The sequence below is a fragment of the Exiguobacterium sp. A1_3_1 genome (assembly GCF_048985645.1).
GTDB lineage: Bacteria > Bacillota > Bacilli > Exiguobacteriales > Exiguobacteriaceae > Exiguobacterium_A > Exiguobacterium_A indicum.
In genome coordinates this window covers 1-17,724 of record NZ_WBYY01000016.1, presented here as the reverse complement: position 1 = coordinate 17,724, position 17,724 = coordinate 1, and the positions used below count along the sequence as shown (strand labels likewise).

Genomic DNA, 17,724 nt, shown 5'->3' with positions numbered 1-17,724 from the left:
AGGAGTTCTTCATGTTCAAAGGAGCAGGTACAGCGCTCGTCACACCATTTAATGAAGCAGGCGAGTTGGATCTACACGTATTCGAACGCTTGATCGAGCAACAACTCGCAGCAGGAATTCAGGCGCTTGTCGTCGGAGGAACGACAGGAGAAGGATCGACACTGACGAACACGGAATTCGAACAACTACTGACGACTGCCGTTCAAATCACGGCAGGACGAGTACCAGTCATTGCCGGAACGGGTTCGAACAACACGGCAGCAACAATCGAGAAGACGTTACTCGCAGAGCGCCTCGGTGCGGACGCAGCGATGCTCGTCACACCGTACTACAATAAAACATCGCAAGCGGGTCTCGTCGCACATTTCACGGCGGTCGCTGATGCAACCGAATTACCAATCATGCTGTACAACGTTCCGTCGCGGACAGGAGTTGCGATCGCAGTCGAAACAGCAGTGACGTTAGCACGTCATCCACGAATCCAAGCCTTTAAGGAAGCGAGTGGAGATGTCAGCTTCATGGGTGAACTGATGGCGGCGATTCCGGAAGACTTCGCGGTCTTCTGTGGAAATGATGATCAAATCCTGCCGTACATGGCATGGGGCGCACAAGGCGTCATCTCAGTTCTTTCGAACCCGTACCCAGCAGAGACACAAGCACTTGCTGAGGCGTTGCTCGCACAAGATCTCGTCACGGCACGCCGGATTCAGGCAGACTTGTTACCGGTCATCGGTGCCTTGTTCAGTGATGTCAATCCGATTCCAGTTAAAGCATCGCTTGAAGAACTCGGCTTTGCTGTCGGTGCGCCGCGCTTGCCGCTCGTCCGTCAATCGGAAGCGGGACATGCCCACTTACTCGAAACGATGCGGGCTTACAAAGGAGTGGTTCGATGAAACTCGCGTTACACGGTTATGGGGCGACAGGACAATACGTCGTCGAACTCGCACCACAAAGTGTCGTGGCGATCGTTGACCGGACGAAGTCATCCGATACGATCGCTTCATATGCCGAGCTAACAGAGATGTCAGAAACGGTCGATGCGATCATCGACTTCTCGCATCCGAGTTTGCTACCGGATCTGCTCGCATACGGGCTAGCGACAAAAACACCACTCGTCATCGCGACGACTGGTTTTTCAGAGGCGGAACTGGCATCGATCAAGGACGCTGCGAAAGAAATTCCAATTTTCCAGTCGTACAATATGTCGTACGGTATCGCGATGGTGCAGCAACTGCTGAAGACACTCGTACCACTAGCAGGAGCGTATGACATCGAATTGCTCGAGAAACATCACAACCAAAAAGTCGATGCGCCAAGCGGAACGGCTGAGTTGTTATTGCAAACGATTCAGACGGCACGTGACGTCACACCGGTATATGACCGGTCACAGACGCGGCAAAAGCGGGAGACGAACGAGATCGGAATGCACGCGATGCGCGGTGGAACGATCTTCGGAGAACACGAAGTCTTATTCGCAGGTGTCGACGAATTGATTGAAATCAAACATACAGCGCTATCGAAAAAAGTATTTGCTTCTGGTGCGATCAAAGCAGCTGAGGCACTCATTCAAAAAACAGCGGGACTCTATACATTAGAGACGCTCTACACACAGGAGGATTCACATGTTACTCACTGATGCTTACGAAATTGCTAAATTCATTAAAGATGCTAAAAAACAAACACCGGTAAAACTTTACGTCAACGGCGATTTGGCGGGCTTGACGATCGAAGGCGCTACAGCATTCGGATCAGATGAATCAAAGATTTTCTTCGCGGATGCAGGACTTGTGGCTACTTTCTTAGAAAAGTATTCAGATCGCATCACGGATGTTCACGTGGAGTATGACCGTCGCAACAGTGCGGTACCAATGCTTGATACACGTCACTTGAATGCGCGCATCGAACCAGGTTCATGGATTCGTGATCATGTCGTCATCGGTGACAACGCAGTCGTCATGATGGGTGCGATCATCAATATCGGTGCATCAATCGGAGATGGTACAATGATTGATATGAACGCTGTCGTCGGTGCACGTGGGACGATCGGGAAAAACGTTCATGTCGGCGCAGGTGCCGTGGTCGCGGGTGTCCTCGAACCACCTTCAAAAACACCTGTCATCATTGAAGACGGTGTCTTGATTGGTGCAAATGCAGTCATTCTTGAAGGCGTCAAAGTCGGCAAAGATGCCGTCGTCGCTGCTGGTAGTGTCGTCACAGAAGACGTACCTGCTGGAAGCGTCGTTGCTGGAACACCTGCACGTGTCATCAAACAGAAAGATGCGAAAACAGAAGAGAAGACGCAATTGGTGGATGATTTACGTTCACTCTGATTGACGTCGAAGAGGAGGAAAACACATGGCAGTGGATACACAGTATGGAGAAGCAATTTGGTTAGATGGAGTCTTTCATGATCCGAAAGATGCGAACACGAGCGTCATGTCACATGCGATTCACTACGGTAGTGGATTCTTTGAAGGAATTCGTGCATACGCGACACCGGACGGACCGGCGATTTTCCAATTGAAGGAACATATCGAGCGTCTCTTCCGCAGTTGTGCGTACTACCATGTCACGATTCCGTATACTGTCGACGAACTTGTTCAAGCAACGATCGATTTAGTTGCGAAAAACGGATTTGAATCGTGTTATATCCGTCCATTCGTGTTCCTCGGTACGCCATGGCAAGCATTGATGGCGAAAGATACGACGGTTCATGTCGGCATCTCGTGCTGGGAGCTTGGGGAATACTTCGATAAAGGTGCTGGCATCCGTGCCAAAGTCGCATCATACCGCCGCGTCTCATCAACGATGATGCCGATGCAAGCGAAAGCGGCTGCGAACTATATGAACTCACAACTCTTAAAAGGTGAAGCGATCCGTGATGGATTTGATGAAGCCATCGCGCTCGACATGAACGGAAACGTTAGTGAAGCGAGTGTTGCGAACCTTTTCCTTCTAAAAAACGGAACGATTCATACACCGTCACTGGATTGTTCAGTACTCGACGGTATCACACGCCAAGTCATCATTCGTTTGGCACAAGATCAAGGCTATCCTGTCGTCGAACGTCACATCGGACGCGATGAGTTGTATGTCGCAGATGAGATCTTCTTAACAGGAACAGCTGCTGAAATCACGAGTGTCGGTGAAATCGATCATATCTCGATCAACGGCGGAACACGGAACGTCGCAGATGAGTTGCTCGATCTTTACCGTCAAGCCGTCACAGGTCAATTGCCGCAATATGCGGATTGGTTGACGTATGTGACACCCGCTGTCGCAGAATGACGACGCGTACACTCGTCACGATCGATCGGAAGGCGGTGCGACAGAACGTCGCATCGGTCTTCGCTCGGTCACGTAAACGTATTTTTGCCGTGGTCAAGAACAATGCGTATAACTTAGGTATGCTCGAGATGGTCGAGACGCTGATGGCATCTGATGTGCATCACTTTGCTGTCGCCGAGTTGTATGAAGCCATTGAAATCAAAACGAATTTTCCAGACAGTTATGTACTGGTGATGAATCCGACGGAGGATTTTGAAACAGCACGACGTTTCGGAATTGCACTCGGTGTCTCATCGCTAGAATGGCTCGCCCTAAACAGTAAACAGCTGCAGGGAATCGAGTTACATTTGAAGATCAACGTCGGGATGAATCGTTTTGGTGTCAGTTCGCTTCAAGAGGCGGAAGCTGTTCTTGCGCTTGCGCAAGCAGATTCGCTCGCTTTAACAGGTTTATATACACACTTTCCGCTTGCCGATGAGCCGGATGCGGATCACGATGGACAAGTCGAACGTTTCATCGCTATTGCCGATGTGTTACGAAAGCGCCATACGTTTACGTATATGCACTCGGAAAACAGTGCGACGATCGTCAAACACGATCCGCGTCTCGCATTTTGTAATTATGTCCGCCCTGGCATCTTCTTATTCGGCTATTCACCGATTGAAAAGATGGACTGGCTCGTTCCTTCGCTACGGATGACGACGGAGGTCGTTGAAATTCGCGAAATCGGACCGGGTGAACACGTTGGGTACGGGACGAACTTTACGAGTACAGAACCGATGCGGATTGCTATTTTACCCGTCGGCTATGGAGACGGTGTCGTCCGTGGGCGTGCCGCGTTGCCTGTTCATATTAAAGAAAAACCTTATCCGGTCATCAATAAATTATTCATGAGTCATACGTTCGTCGCTGTCGATGGGACGGTTGAGGTCGGAGACGAGGTCGTGCTATACGGGGATGGCGTTGAAATTGACGATATTACTCGGACAGGAGCAGCGAACAATTCAGAGCAGATGTGCGCCCGGTCGTGGCGTTTGACGCATCAGTATCTATAAGGAGGAACTTATTATGTATGGAAGTCAATACCTGACAGAAGAAAACAACACGTTGCACATCGATGGTGTCGCAGCGACCGATCTTGCAGCACAGTACGGAACACCATTGTACGTGATGGCAGAGCGGGAGCTGACGGATCGATTAGCGACCGTCCGGGAACACTTCCTTGATAAGTATCCGAACACGTATGCTTCCTTCGCTTCTAAAGCACTGACGGTTAGTGCGGTGTACGAACAAGTCGTGCGTCATGGTCTCGGAATCGATGTCGTTACGGGGGGCGAACTTTTCATCGCCCGCCAATCCGGCGTTCCGGCAGAACGGATCTATTTCCATGGTTCGAATAAATCGACGGCTGATCTTCAATATGCCGTCGAGCAAGGTGTCGGACGGATCGTCATCGATCACTTTGCCGAAATTGCACAACTGGAAGCCATCGCAGCGCAAGCCGGTCAAACGGTCCATGTCCTGATCCGGATCGTGCCACAAGTCATCGGGGGAGCGCATGCGAAAATCCAGACAGGTGGCGTCGATACGAAATTCGGTTTCTCAACACATGCGTCAGATTATTTGGACGCAATCGAGGCAATTTTAGCATCGGAACATCTGTCGTTACTCGGCATCCATTGTCATGTCGGTTCGCAAATCCAAGATTCGTCACTGTTCGAACAGACAGCTCGGACGATGATGGGCTTCGTCGAAACGATTCGTGCGCATCATGGTTTCACAGTCAGCGAAGTCAATGTTGGCGGCGGCTTCGGTATTGCCTATACACAGGACGATCAGCCGCTTGATTTTGAAGCGACGATCGCACGCGTCATGGATGTGATCGAGACGGAAACGGAGCGACTCGGCATCGAACGTCCACGAATCGGGATCGAGCCAGGCCGCTGGGTCGTTGCGAATGCAGGAACGACACTGTATACGGTCGGGGCAATCAAAGAGATCGAAGGCGTCCGAACATATCTTTCGGTCGATGGCGGAATGACGGATAACATTCGCCCAGCACTTTACGGTGCCGTGTATGAAACCGTCATCGCAAACCGGATGAGTGGTGAAACGACTGAAGTGACGGTCGTTGGAGCAGCTTGTGAATCAGGGGATCTCGTCGCTGAAAAAGCACAGTTGGTCACACCGAACGGTGGCGATACACTTGCTGTCTTTGGGACAGGAGCGTATAACTTCTCGATGGCAAGCAACTATAACCAGTTCTTACGTCCGGCACTCGTTTTCGTTCGGGACGGTGAATCCCGTGAAGTCGTCCGTCGACAAACGTATGCGGATTTGATTCAGTGTGATCTTGGGATCAACGGGGTCCGATCAGAGTCATAAGAGGTGCGGGGTCAAACGAGAGGACAAAAAAACCGACGCTATCGCGCCGATTTCATGCATACGATCTAAAGCGATTCTTCTCTTGAATAGAGAGGGATCGTTTTTTTTTTGTGTTGCAATCAGCAGATTCAGTTTGGAATTTTTAAGACTTGTCCAATGAGCAAGAGGTTCGGATTCGTAATGTTGTTTGCCTGCATCAATGCTGTGACGGTGACACCATATCGTGTCGCAATCGAGTAAAGTGTATCACCGGCTTTAACCGTATACATCGTTGTTGGAATTTTCAAGACTTGACCGACGTTCAACAGATTCCAGTTCGTGATGTTATTCGCACTCGCGAGGGCAGAGACCGAGACGTTGTATTTGCGGGCGATGGAATAGAGTGTATCGCCAGCTTTGACGGTATACGTCGTACCGGTTGAAGTCGGTGACCGTAACAGTTCTGAAATCGTGACGAACGAATAGCCTTTGGCTTTTAGTTTTGAAATCATCGTCGGCAAGGCGGTCGGTGTTCCTTTCGCACCAGCACCGGTATGCATCAGAATAATCGATCCTGGAACGACTTTTGGTAATACACGATCCAAGATGGCTGTTGAAGAGATGCCTTTCCAATCCGTCGTATCAATATTCCATTGAATCGTTTTCGTGTAACCTGCCGCCCCAACGGCACTCAACACGTTACTATTACTTGCACCGAACGGCGCTCGGAAAATTGGTTTCGTCGTTTTTCCGGTCAAGGACCGGATGAGAGATTCTGTTCGGGATAATTCACTCGTCATCTGGCTCGCTGTTAGTGTCGTAAAATCCGGATGCGAATATGAGTGATTGCCGATTTGATGTGTCGGAGAAGCGGTTGTGATGTTCTTGATCGATTGGGGATGGTTGGTTGCACCACTGCCTGTCAAAAAGAAAGTCGCTTTCACTTGGTTACTTTTTAAGATACTTAAGATTTTGGCAATGTTCGTTCCATCTGAACCGTCATCAAACGTCAATGCGACGACTTTTTGCGTCGTCGTTCCTTTCGTAACGAACGTAGAGCTCGCTGCATCGACCTGTGAGGGGATTGAAAGTGGAGTCAGGAGAAGCAGTCCGATCATCATGATAGTGGGTTTCTTGATGTTCATCGTCTAGTACCTCCTTCATCAAAAACATGCTTTACAAGTACTCTTTATTAAGGTATTCCCTTTATTTTAAAAAAAGAACTAAGAAATTCCCGTTTTGCAAAGAAATAAAACTAAATTACAGAAAATTTGTTTAAACCGTAATCTTTTTGGGAAACCATAATATATGGAAATAGTAAAAAGGAGTGAGAAGGAATGATCGAATTCAAAAACGTCGGTAAGCAGTTTAAGGACAATGTCGTCTTGAAAGGCTTATCGCTCGAGATTCAAAAGGGTGAACTCGTTGTCTTCATCGGACCAAGTGGTTGTGGGAAGACGACATCACTTAAGATGATCAATCGATTGATTGAACCTTCTTCAGGTACGATTTTAGTCAACGGGAAGGACATCATGAAGACGGATACGATTGAATTAAGACGTCATATGGGATATGTCATCCAGCAAACCGGCTTGTTCCCTCACATGACGGTCCGGGAAAACATTCAATTGATTGCGGGGCTTGAGGGGAAAGATCACGATGACATGGATCAACGGACAGAACAATTGTTGACGATGGTCGGGCTTGATCCAAAGCAATTCATCGATCGTTATCCGAGCGAACTCAGTGGTGGACAACAACAGCGTGTCGGTTTCGCACGAGCTTTAATGAATGATCCTGATGTCATTTTGATGGATGAGCCGTTCAGTGCACTCGATCCCGTTACCCGTAACGATCTACAGGAAGAACTTTTTAACTTGCAAGAAGAAGTGAAGAAGACGATCGTTTTCGTCACCCATGATATGGATGAAGCGATCAAGTTAGCGGATCGGATATGTATCATGCGTGATGGGGAAATCGTCCAGTTCGATACTCCAGAAGAAATCTTGCGTCATCCAAAAGATGAATATGTCGAATCGTTCATCGGAAAAAATAAAATCTGGAGTAGTCCAGAATTCATCAAGGCAGAAGATATCATGATCGAGGACCCAGTTTCAATCAGTGGCAAACGGACGTTGTTGCAGGGAATTGAAATCATGCGTGGACGCAAAGTCGACAGCCTGTTGATCACCGATCGTGACCGTGTCTTACAAGGGCTGATTAAGTTGAAGAACATCCAGACGATTCCGGATAAGAGCCAACGGATCGAAGAAGTGATGGAGGGCGAAATCATCGCTGTCAATGAACACGATTCATTACTCGATGTTCTTGAAGTCATGAATCAGGAAGAGACTGGTTATCTACCAGTAACGGATGTAACAGGAAAACTCAGAGGGTTGATCACACGTAGTAGCTTACTTTCCGTCTTGAGTGAGCAATTCATTCATGAGGAGGAAGTCCAATGAGCGGATTCTTTGATTATGTAAAAAATAATACCGATCAGATCGGTGATTTATTGCTAGAGCACTTACAGCTGACGGTCTTTGCCGTCGTCATCGCGGTCGTTCTCGGGATTCCGATCGGGATTCTGATCACCCGTTACCAAAAGTTCGCGAAGCCTGTCCTTGCGCTGACGAGCGTCGTGCAAGCTGTTCCGAGTCTTGCTTTACTCGGTTTCTTGATTCCGTTCATTGGTATCGGGTCGACACCAGCGATCATCATGGTCGTGCTTTATTCACTCTTGCCAATCGTTAAAAATACGTACACGGGTCTGTCGAGCATTCCAGGGGACACGCTCGAAGCAGCTAAAGGAATTGGTTTAACGGATCGACAAATCCTCAGTAAGGTTCAGATTCCACTTGCCTTGCCGATCATGATGGCAGGGATTCGAATTTCAGCCGTTACAGCTGTTGGTTTGATGACGATCTCAGCATTCATCGGTGCCGGTGGTCTTGGTTACCTCGTCTTCTCGGGTATTCAAACAGTTGATAATAACCAGATTCTCGCCGGAGCAATTCCAGCCGGTATTTTAGCTCTTGTCATCGACTTCGTCGTCAGTCGGATTGAATACTCCGTGGCGCCAAATGGGATTCCTCTTGCAGATGGTCGAATCAAGAATAAGGCACGGAAGCGTCGCAAGGCGATGCCAGCTGGACGCAAGATCGCGATCGCAAGTATCGTTTTCCTATTAATTGGTGGATCGGTCGCTTACTCTTTCCTTAAGGACGATAAGATCGTCATCGGATCGAAGAACTTTACAGAACAATTGATTCTCGGAAATATGTTAGCGGATTTAATCGAAGATAAAACGGATTTAGAAGTCGAACGTCAATTAAACCTCGGAGGGACGAAAGTCGCTTACGGGGCGCTTGAAAAAGGGGAAATCGACGCGTATGTCGAGTACACAGGTACTTTGTTGATCGACGTGCTCAAGCAAGACGTCGAGACGGATCCGGAAACGGTCTATGCAAAAGTCGGGAAGATGATTCCGGAAAAAAGTCAGGTCGACGTCCTGGATCCAATCGGTTTCAACAATACGTATGCCCTTGCCATGACGAAAGAAGATATCGAAAAATATGACTTGAAGACGGTATCAGATATGTCAAAAGTCAGTGATCGTTTGATTCTCGGATCAACAATCGAATTCGCGAACCGGGAAGATGGTTATCTTGGTTTGAAGAAAAAGTATCCAGATATGAAATTCCAAGATGTACAACCAGTCGATGGAGGACTCCGTTATACAGCACTGACAAATGGTCGAACGAACGTCATCGATAGCTTCTCAACAGATGGTTTGTTACAAAAATTCGATTTAACAGTGCTAGAAGACGATAAAAAGTTCTTCCCACCATACTATGCGGTACCGCTTGTTCGTCAAGAAACACTTGAAGAACATCCGGAGCTGAAAAAAGTCCTCAACACGTTAAAAGATAAAATTACGGATGAGAAGATGCAAGAATTGAATTACAAAGCAGATGTCGAGAAACAGCGCCCTGAAAAAGTCGCGCGTGATTTCTTGATCGAAGAAGGATTAATTTCAAAATAAACAGATAGAGCCGAGGCGGGAATCCGCTTCGGCTCTTTTGGTATGCGCGCTGACGCGCTATATCGTTTTGGAAAATACGTAATCAAGTGATTAAATTATTTTTTGATGCGACTAGCGAGCCAAGCGCGAACAGTGCGTTGCTGAATCATACACGTTCTTCCTCTCGGTTTAATGTTCCAAGGCGGTGCTCGGCATCTTTAACGATACGTGTTTGAATCTCGACTGTCAACCAATCCGTTTCCGATTCGGGTAACGTCGGCAAACCGTAACTTGGGTTATTCGTAGATGAAAACAAATCAGACATGATGCGTTCTTCGTATACTGGAATCATATAAAATCCCCTCTCTGTGTCTTGATTCATCTCTTACACCTCTAGTGTACGAAAGAATTGTAAAGACGGAAGAGGGGAGGTATTAAGAACCTGTGAACTTTGTAAACGTTCTCACAAACTTGTCATATCCTCTGTGATAGCTTCAAAACTGTCAGCATACTGCTGACCTCGTTTCACGTATTTTCGGACTGTTCGTTCCATGATGAATCGATCATGGTCACTGATATCCCGGACGATTTTTGCAGGAACACCCATGACCATCGCGCCGGCAGGTACCTTCATTTTTGGCGGAACAAGGCTTCCGGCAGCAACGAATGCTCCTTCTCCGATTTCGGCTTCATCGAGGATCGTCGCCGACATTCCGATTAACGCTCCTTTTCGAATGATTCCGCCGTGAATCATCGCCATATGACCAATCGTCACTTCATCTTCAATGATAGTCGGATACCCTTCATACTGATGAATCATCGAACCGTCTTGGATGTTGACGCGTTCCCCGATGTGAATCGGACCTTCATCTCCGCGTATGACCGTATTGAACCAGACAGATGAGTCTTTTCCGATCGTGACCTCTCCGATGACTTTAGATCCGTCCGCTAAATAAACGGATGGATCGATGTTTGGAACAAGTGAACCGACACGATATTTCATGCGTTTTTCCCCCTCAGACATTAAATCGATACTCTTTCATCTTGACGTTACAAAAAATAAATTGCAACAGCTTCCAAACTAATTGTAAGATGGTAAAAATACGCTTACAACAGGAGGAGACAGGATGGAACAAACAGTGCGTGAACGATTGATCGCGATTGCTGCCAAAAAAGAGAAAGCAGCCGTCGTCTATCAGAATATTTCAGTCATTGATGTCATGACACGTGAGACATATACAGCAGATGTAGCGATTGATTCAGGTTATATTGCTGCTGTCGGAGAGGGGTATGACGGAATCGAGAATCGTTCGGGAGAAAGACTTTTCATCGCACCAAGTTTCGTCGATGCCCATGTCCATATTGAATCATCGATGGTGCCGCCAAGTGAGTATGAGCAAGCGATTCTACCGTTAGGTGTCACGACGATTATCGCCGATCCGCATGAGATTGCGAATGTCAAAGGAGCAGAAGGATTATCCTTTATGCTAGACGATGCTGAAGGTCTCGCGCTTGATGTCCGTATGATGTTACCGAGCTGCGTACCGGCGACTTCGTTTGAACACGCGGGAGCATCACTTGATGCGGCGGCACTTGCACCATTCGTCAATCATCCTGGTGTCCATGGTTTGGGAGAAGTCATGGATTATCCAGCGGTCGAACGAGCCGATCGCGATATGCTCCAAAAAATTAAACAGATCGAAGACGCAGGAAAACTGGTCGATGGTCATGCTGCGGGACTTGGACCACGCGAAATTAACATTTATGGTGTCGCCGGAATTCGAACGGATCATGAATCTGTCAGTAAAGAAGATGCGATTGCCCGAGCGCGTCGTGGTCTGTATGTCGAAGTGCGGGAAGGATCAGCTGCCCGAAACTTGAAGGAAGTACTCGATGCTGTGACGGAAAGCAACGCGAGCCGTTTCCTCTTCTGTACGGACGATAAACATTTGGATGATACATTACGCGAAGGTACGATCGACTATAATATCCGCTATGCGATTCGTCATGGAATTAAACGCGAAACAGCGTATGCGATGGCATCGTTGCATGCGACGAATGCCTATCGTCTGGACGATCGTGGAGCTATCGTGCCGGGACGCCGGGCGGACTTCGTCTTGTTATCCGATGCTGATAACGTCGTGATTGACGAGGTTTATATTAAAGGTGAGTGTGTCGCACGAGCAGGAAAAACGACCCGAACAGTACGACGCGCGCATGTTCCAGAATCGTTACGAGGTGCATTGAATACAAAACCGATTACACCAGAAGTATTTGCCCTTCCACTTGAATCATCACGGGCGCATGTGATCGGAGTCATTCCGAAAAGCATCGTCACGGAACATCTGGTTCTCGACGTTCCGCTTCAAGACGGACATTTCGTGCCTGTACCGGAGCAGGATCTCTTAAAGATTGCTGTCATTGAACGGCATCACGGCACATCCTTCTCGGCAGTCGGGATCGTCAAAGGTTTCAAGATGAAACGCGGAGCGATTGCGGCGACTGTTGCCCATGATTCGCACAACCTCGTCATCGTTGGCGCATCAGACGAAGAGATGCAACTCGCTGCGGAACGTCTCGTCCAAGCGGGTGGGGGAGTCATTGCCGTCAATGGGCAAGAGGTACTTGCTGAGTTACCGCTTGAAATCGCTGGACTGATGACGAATCGTCCCTTCCAAGAAGTTGGAGATACACTCGAAGCATTGAATGATGCCCTCGATGTATTAGAGGCGGATCGTTCCTTTAATCCCTATTTGACGATGTCATTCCTTTGCTTACCGGTCATTCCGGAATTAAAGCTGACCGACAGTGGATTATTCGATGTGAAACACTTCCAGCATATTTCAGTACAAGCAGACTGATGTCCGTCGCGAGTCTGAGTCTCTTTCCGGGACTCAGACCGTTTTGTGTTAGGAATAGATGATCTAAAATCAAAGAAAGGAACTTTACAAAACGGCTAAAATTCCTTGATGAAACTTAATAGTTTGGATGTTGAATCATTTTGGAAAGCTTGTTATAGTAAGGTCTATATCATTTGTGAGAATTCTCACTTTCTATGAAACTTTTATCTAAAAGGTTCGTAGAAAACAGTAGGACAACAAGGTTAGAAAGGAGATCATCATTATGGATAAGACATATTTTGAAGGGCACGAAGCTTTGATTGCGGATGTCTATCGTTCATTTACGCGTCAGTTCCATGCGTTACCAACACATCGACGAACAAAACGTCAGTTGCGAAATCTTGCATTCTCCGTCATTCGTCAAGCTCGACCAACGTATGAGGAACGCACCGTTCTTTATGCTTACTTCGCTGAATTCTTCCGAGCAGTTGAGGAAGGACAGGATGAAGAGATTGCTTTTTATAAACAAATCGCACAGTAAAGACCCCCGATGGCTCCGTCAGAAGGGGTCTTTGTTGTTTTCTGAGAACCGCGTTGGAAAATAAAAAAACAAGTAGGGAACGAGATCCGCTACTTGTTCATCAATATTCTAAAGGGTTATTTTAATTCCATCCATTTAAAGCTCATATCGGCACCGAATGGGTGACGGTATAATTTATCAATGTTTGTCCGTTGCAAGTAAGCTTCACCTTTTTGGTAGATCGGCGCAATCGCGTAGTCATCTGTTAGCAAGATTTTTTCAGCTTCTTGCATATCAGACCAACGCTTCGCTTCATCGGCTTGTTGTTTCGCTCCTTTGATGAGATCATCGAACTTTTTGTTCGAGTATTCCATCCGGTTGAAGCTTCCGCCTGTCAACCACATGTCGAGGAACGTCATTGGATCCTGATAGTCAGGTCCCCATCCAGCTGCAGAGATGTCATAATCACCCTTCGATTCGAGATCGAGGAAGTTTTTGAATGGTTGTTGTTTGATATTGATCGTCAAACCAGGAAGATGTTTCTCTAGGTCACCTTTTAAGTACTCAGAGACTTTCTTGAAAGCATCTTCATCCCGTGAGAGCATGCTGAGTTCAACTGTTTTGACACCAAGTTCCTTCAAACCAGCATCCCAAGCTTTTTTCGCTGCATCTGCATCGTAGCTTTGAAGATCCGGATACTTCGTACGGAAGTCTTCGCCATCTGGTGTAAATGTGAAATCCTTCGCAACGATAAAGTTCGCTGGTTTTGATCCATCGTTTAGGATGACATCGGTAATCCCTTGCTTCTCAAAACCGAGTGCAAGTGCTTTACGAATGTTTTTGTTTTTCAATGCTTTATTCTTTTGGTTAAAGCGAAGGAAGTTGATCCGAGCATCTGGACGAGTCTTGTAATCCTCTGATTTTTCGTACTGTGAGACGAACTCCGATGTAATCGGTGCAAAATCGACTTCTTTTGATTCAAAGAGGTTGACGCCAGTCGAAATCTCTTTGACGACTTTAACGTTAATTTGATCCATCTTGACGCTTGCTTTATCCCAGTAATCCGGATTTTTCTTATATGTCCACCCAGCGTTCGCTTGCCACTTATCGAGTACGAAAGGTCCGTTGAAGACCATTGTATCAACACTTGTCGCAAACTTATCGCCTTTATCTTCGACGAATGATTGCTTTAATGGTAAGTACGTTGGGAAACTCGTTAAGCCAAGGAAGTAAGGAGCAGGAGCTTCGAGTTGTACTTCAAGTGTTTGGTCATCGACTTTCTTGACACCGAGTTCATCGAGTTCAGCGTCTCCAGCCATGATTTTATTGGCGTTTTTCAAATCTTGTAAAATGTACGCGTATTCTGCTGCTGTCTTTGGATCAAGTGCACGTTTCCAAGCATAAATGAAATCATCTGCTGTGACAGCTGATCCATCTGACCATTTCGCATCTTTACGCAATTTGAACGTGTATGTTTTTTTATCGTCTGATACTTCGACACTTTCTGCGATTCCAGGTGTTGGCTTATTATCGCCGTCAAGACGATAGAGTCCTTCAAAGACGTTGTTCGTAACAATGATGGAAGTCGAGTCCGTCGTTTTCGTCGGATCGAGCTGAGGTACATCTGTCGTCGAAACGAGCGTGACTTCCTTTTTCTTATTTTTCGAATCCGAGCCGCTTGCATTCTCATCATTTCCTTGCCCGCATGCAGCGACAGCAAGTAGTGCAATGCTGGATAGTCCAGCAAAAGCAATTTTCGATGGTTTATTCATGGAACGATGACCCCCCGAGAGTTAGTTTTAAATATTTCAGAAAAATGTGAACATATTGTTAATTTAAGTGAAAGTGATTAAAAATGCAACATAAATTTTCAGATAATTCTTACTGATCAAGGTCTATATCCTTAATTCCAAGTGATTTTAAATAGTCATAAAGTAGGAATAGGGTCAGCGAATGAGGGGAATACATCCGTAATGTTAATCGAATTGGATTTCCTCGCATGCGTATATTCGTAATCCGAACACCTTTTTGTTCAAGGGCGAAGATGATGTCGGATGGATCAAGATCGGCGGGAAGAAGTAAATGTGCGACGAGGACGTTCGCTTCAAATCGACTATTGTTGATGTGACGCATCACCCAAGTCAGACCTTCTAATAGGAAAAAGAGAAAGAGAACGAGAAAAATCGATTCCCAAATGAATCCGGCACCGACAGCAATCCCAATCCCACTTGCACTCCATATAATGGCGGCAGTTGTTAGTCCGCTGACGATATCATGTGGTCGTCGTAAGATGACACCAGCTCCGATGAATCCGATTCCGGTAATGATTTGCGCGACAAGGCGCATCGGATCCATCTGGACATGAGTCGCCATATCGTGATAGAGCAGGACGGATTTTATAGAGACAATGGTTAAAAGACAGCTGATGAGGGTAATTACGAGGCTAGTGCGTATACCGACCGGTTTATTTTTAATTTCACGCTCGAATCCGATGAAAATTCCAAGTGTAGCAGCCAATAGGAGTTTTAGAAGGTCTTCGAGCTGAAATACATGAATCCAGTTCATTCGTCTCAAATCCTTTCTTTACTTTAGAAGGTGATTTGTTATAATGACTTTTGTGTCTTTCGAATGAATATACGTAAGATGTAATAGATATACGGAAAAAGGAAGTGTCTCATCATGAATCAGCAAAAAATCGGCTTCTTTGCGCTCGCGGCAATGGTCATCGGGTCCATGGTCGGTGGAGGAGCTTTTAACCTCCCTGGTGCAATGGCCCAAAGTGCAAGTGCAGGACCTATCCTCATCGGATGGAGTATAACGGGGATCGGAATGATCATGCTCGCGTTAGTATTCCAGCATCTCGCCAATAGTAAACCAGAGCTCGAAGGCGGCATTTATGCCTATGCGCGTGAAGGATTTGGACGTTTTGTCGGCTTTAACAGTGCGTGGGGATACTGGGTATCGGCGTGGATTGGAACGGTTGCGAATATCACGCTCGTGTTTAATGCGATTAGTTATTTCTTCCCGATTTTCGCAGCAGAAAATCGAATATTCCTCCTTTTGATGAGTGTGGTCGTCATTTGGGGATTGTTCTGGCTCGTCTCAAGCGGAATCAAGGAAGCGACACTCGTCAATTTGATTACGACGATTGCAAAGCTCGTTCCGATTTTGATTTTCATCCTTTTAGTAGGAATTGCCTTTAATATCAAAACGTTTAATTTAGATATTTGGGGAAAGGGAACAGAACTCGGTTCGATCTTCGATCAGGTAAAAGGAACGATGCTCGTCACGCTTTGGGCGTTCGTTGGTATTGAAGGGGCAGTCGTCTTGTCGAGTCGTGCTAAAAATCGAAGTGATGTCGGAAAAGCGACGGTAACAGGACTCGTTGGAGTGTTAGTCATCTATATCTTGATTTCTGTTCTATCACTCGGAGTGCTTAGTCAAGAACAACTAGCTGGATTAAAAGAACCGACGATGGCGTATGTATTAGAAGCAGCGATTGGACCAATCGGTGCGACGATCATCATGATCGGTTTGATTATTTCACTATCTGGCGCACTTCTCGGATGGACGATTCTCGCATCAGAAATATCGTATCTTGTGGCGAAAGACGGTGCGTTTCCGAAAGCATTCGCAAAAACGAATCGAAAAGGAGCTCCAGTCGGTGCGCTGTTGATTACACAGATCGCGACACAAGTCGTCGCAGGAATCGCGCTTTTCTCAGCGCAAACCTATCTTGTCTTATCGAGTATCGCCGGGATTTGTGCGTTATTACCGTACCTATTATCAGCGTTGTATAGCATTCGGACATCGCGCGAAGAACGCAATCAGAAAATGTTACTTTTCTCTGTCATCGCATCAGCGTATTCGATTTGGCTCGTCTATGCGTCGGGTATCTGGTACATCGTCATCGCGGCATTAGTCTATGCTCCAGGGATTCTCGCGTACGCGTTAGCAGAGCGAGAACAGCAACGGACGGGCATGTCACGTTATGAGTGGATTGCTAGTATGATCCTCGTTGTCTTAGCAGGAGTAGCCGTTTACGGAATGGTTGTAGGAGAAATTCAGTTGTAAGAAATGATATGCAAAAGAAGTCACGGTGATTGTTATCCACCGTGACTTCTTTTTTGATTAAGGTGCTAAGAATCGTTTTTCGATATCCTGTACAGATAGAGGTTCAGAGAAAATAAACCCTTGCATATGCTGACACGATGTTGTTTTTAGATAATCTAACGCGTGTTCTGTCTCAACACCTTCAGCGACAAGATTCAACTCTAAGTTGTGACCAAGTTGAATGATGGAATCCAGCAAGGCATGGTCATTTTTCGCCAGACCATCAATGAATACTTTATCAATTTTTAATTCGTCGATTGGAAAAGCACTGAGATACTGTAAAGAAGAATAACCGGTACCGAAATCATCGATCGATAAACGGAAGCCGAACGACTTGATGAGGTGCATACGTTCGACCGTTCGTTGCGTCTGTAAAATCGCAATATTCTCTGTCATCTCCAGCGTAACGGAAGATGGTGAAACGAGTCGCTCCGTTACGATATGTTGCAACGTTCGAATAAAAGAGTCACTTTGGAACTGATGCGGTGAAATATTGATTGCCATCGTCAGTTCAGGATTAATCGTCTGTTGCCACTTCGCGAGCTGTTCACATGCTTCAATGACTGTCTCTTATA

Annotated in this window: 17 protein-coding genes; 11 read left to right on the top strand and 6 right to left on the bottom strand. The window is 46.6% G+C overall.

Going from position 1 to position 17,724, the window contains the following annotated elements; all coding sequences use genetic code 11:
• The first annotated feature begins 11 nt into the window (after positions 1 to 11).
• The 6 genes from dapA to lysA are packed head-to-tail and all read left to right on the top strand — an operon-like array spanning position 12 to position 5,673.
• Entirely contained in the window at positions 12 to 893 is an 882-nt protein-coding gene (gene dapA, locus F8N00_RS03155; RefSeq protein ID WP_023467119.1) for a 4-hydroxy-tetrahydrodipicolinate synthase, read from the top strand.
• Positions 890 to 1,636: a 4-hydroxy-tetrahydrodipicolinate reductase gene (dapB, locus tag F8N00_RS03150; protein ID WP_023467121.1), complete on the top strand. Its 747-nt coding sequence runs from the start codon at positions 890 to 892 to the stop codon at positions 1,634 to 1,636. The genes dapA and dapB overlap by 4 nt, the downstream gene beginning before the upstream one ends.
• Positions 1,623 to 2,330 carry a 2,3,4,5-tetrahydropyridine-2,6-dicarboxylate N-acetyltransferase gene (gene dapD, locus F8N00_RS03145; protein ID WP_075642976.1) on the top strand — a complete coding sequence of 236 codons (708 nt, stop codon included), beginning with the start codon at positions 1,623 to 1,625 and terminating at the stop codon, positions 2,328 to 2,330. The genes dapB and dapD overlap by 14 nt, the downstream gene beginning before the upstream one ends.
• Positions 2,331 to 2,355: 25 nt before the next feature.
• Positions 2,356 to 3,288, top strand: a complete 933-nt coding sequence (locus F8N00_RS03140) for a branched-chain amino acid transaminase (protein WP_023467124.1) — start codon at positions 2,356 to 2,358, stop codon at positions 3,286 to 3,288.
• Positions 3,285 to 4,343, top strand: a complete 1,059-nt coding sequence (alr, locus tag F8N00_RS03135; RefSeq protein WP_035398933.1) for an alanine racemase — start codon at positions 3,285 to 3,287, stop codon at positions 4,341 to 4,343. Before F8N00_RS03140 ends, alr begins: the two co-directional genes overlap by 4 nt.
• Before the next feature lie 13 nt (positions 4,344 to 4,356).
• On the top strand, positions 4,357 to 5,673 hold the full coding sequence (gene lysA, locus F8N00_RS03130) for a diaminopimelate decarboxylase (RefSeq protein WP_058713862.1): 1,317 nt from the start codon (positions 4,357 to 4,359) through the stop codon (positions 5,671 to 5,673).
• Positions 5,674 to 5,801: 128 nt separating this feature from the next.
• On the opposite strand, the gene F8N00_RS03125 is transcribed toward lysA, so the two are convergent.
• Entirely contained in the window at positions 5,802 to 6,797 is a 996-nt protein-coding gene (locus tag F8N00_RS03125; protein WP_058713861.1) for a LysM peptidoglycan-binding domain-containing protein, read from the bottom strand.
• A gap of 192 nt (positions 6,798 to 6,989) precedes the next feature.
• On the opposite strand from F8N00_RS03125, the gene F8N00_RS03120 reads away from it, so the two are divergent.
• Positions 6,990 to 8,117 (top strand): ABC transporter ATP-binding protein, encoded by a 1,128-nt coding sequence (locus tag F8N00_RS03120; protein ID WP_336449574.1) that lies wholly within the window; start codon positions 6,990 to 6,992, stop codon positions 8,115 to 8,117.
• On the top strand, positions 8,114 to 9,697 hold the full coding sequence (locus tag F8N00_RS03115) for a glycine betaine ABC transporter substrate-binding protein (RefSeq protein ID WP_421017772.1): 1,584 nt from the start codon (positions 8,114 to 8,116) through the stop codon (positions 9,695 to 9,697). Before F8N00_RS03120 ends, F8N00_RS03115 begins: the two co-directional genes overlap by 4 nt.
• Positions 9,698 to 9,842: 145 nt before the next feature.
• On the opposite strand, the gene F8N00_RS03110 is transcribed toward F8N00_RS03115, so the two are convergent.
• Both F8N00_RS03110 and F8N00_RS03105 read right to left on the bottom strand, forming a co-directional pair.
• Positions 9,843 to 10,028 (bottom strand): hypothetical protein, encoded by a 186-nt coding sequence (locus tag F8N00_RS03110; protein ID WP_023467130.1) that lies wholly within the window; start codon positions 10,026 to 10,028, stop codon positions 9,843 to 9,845.
• A 111-nt stretch (positions 10,029 to 10,139) separates the two neighbouring features.
• Positions 10,140 to 10,679: a gamma carbonic anhydrase family protein gene (locus tag F8N00_RS03105; RefSeq protein ID WP_023467131.1), complete on the bottom strand. Its 540-nt coding sequence runs from the start codon at positions 10,677 to 10,679 to the stop codon at positions 10,140 to 10,142.
• A 124-nt stretch (positions 10,680 to 10,803) separates the two neighbouring features.
• Here F8N00_RS03105 and ade point away from each other — a divergent pair, with 124 nt between their 5' ends.
• Complete coding sequence (ade, locus tag F8N00_RS03100) at positions 10,804 to 12,537, top strand: adenine deaminase (RefSeq protein ID WP_023467132.1); 1,734 nt, start codon at positions 10,804 to 10,806, stop codon at positions 12,535 to 12,537.
• A 262-nt stretch (positions 12,538 to 12,799) separates the two neighbouring features.
• Entirely contained in the window at positions 12,800 to 13,057 is a 258-nt protein-coding gene (locus tag F8N00_RS03095; protein ID WP_023467133.1) for a hypothetical protein, read from the top strand.
• 116 nt (positions 13,058 to 13,173) lie between these two features.
• Here the strand turns inward: F8N00_RS03095 and F8N00_RS03090 are convergent, their stop codons facing one another.
• Together F8N00_RS03090 and F8N00_RS03085 are read right to left on the bottom strand one after the other, a co-directional pair.
• Positions 13,174 to 14,808: a peptide ABC transporter substrate-binding protein gene (locus F8N00_RS03090; protein WP_023467134.1), complete on the bottom strand. Its 1,635-nt coding sequence runs from the start codon at positions 14,806 to 14,808 to the stop codon at positions 13,174 to 13,176.
• Between the two features lie 109 nt (positions 14,809 to 14,917).
• Positions 14,918 to 15,601 (bottom strand): MgtC/SapB family protein, encoded by a 684-nt coding sequence (locus F8N00_RS03085; RefSeq protein WP_023467135.1) that lies wholly within the window; start codon positions 15,599 to 15,601, stop codon positions 14,918 to 14,920.
• A 111-nt stretch (positions 15,602 to 15,712) separates the two neighbouring features.
• On the opposite strand from F8N00_RS03085, the gene F8N00_RS03080 reads away from it, so the two are divergent.
• Positions 15,713 to 17,110, top strand: coding sequence for a basic amino acid/polyamine antiporter (locus F8N00_RS03080; RefSeq protein ID WP_200864055.1), 1,398 nt, complete (start codon positions 15,713 to 15,715; stop codon positions 17,108 to 17,110).
• A 57-nt stretch (positions 17,111 to 17,167) separates the two neighbouring features.
• On the opposite strand, the gene F8N00_RS03075 is transcribed toward F8N00_RS03080, so the two are convergent.
• A complete protein-coding gene (locus tag F8N00_RS03075; RefSeq protein WP_421017777.1) occupies positions 17,168 to 17,710 on the bottom strand; it encodes an EAL domain-containing protein in 543 nt (180 codons plus the stop codon).
• Between the last annotated feature and the right edge of the window lie 14 nt (positions 17,711 to 17,724).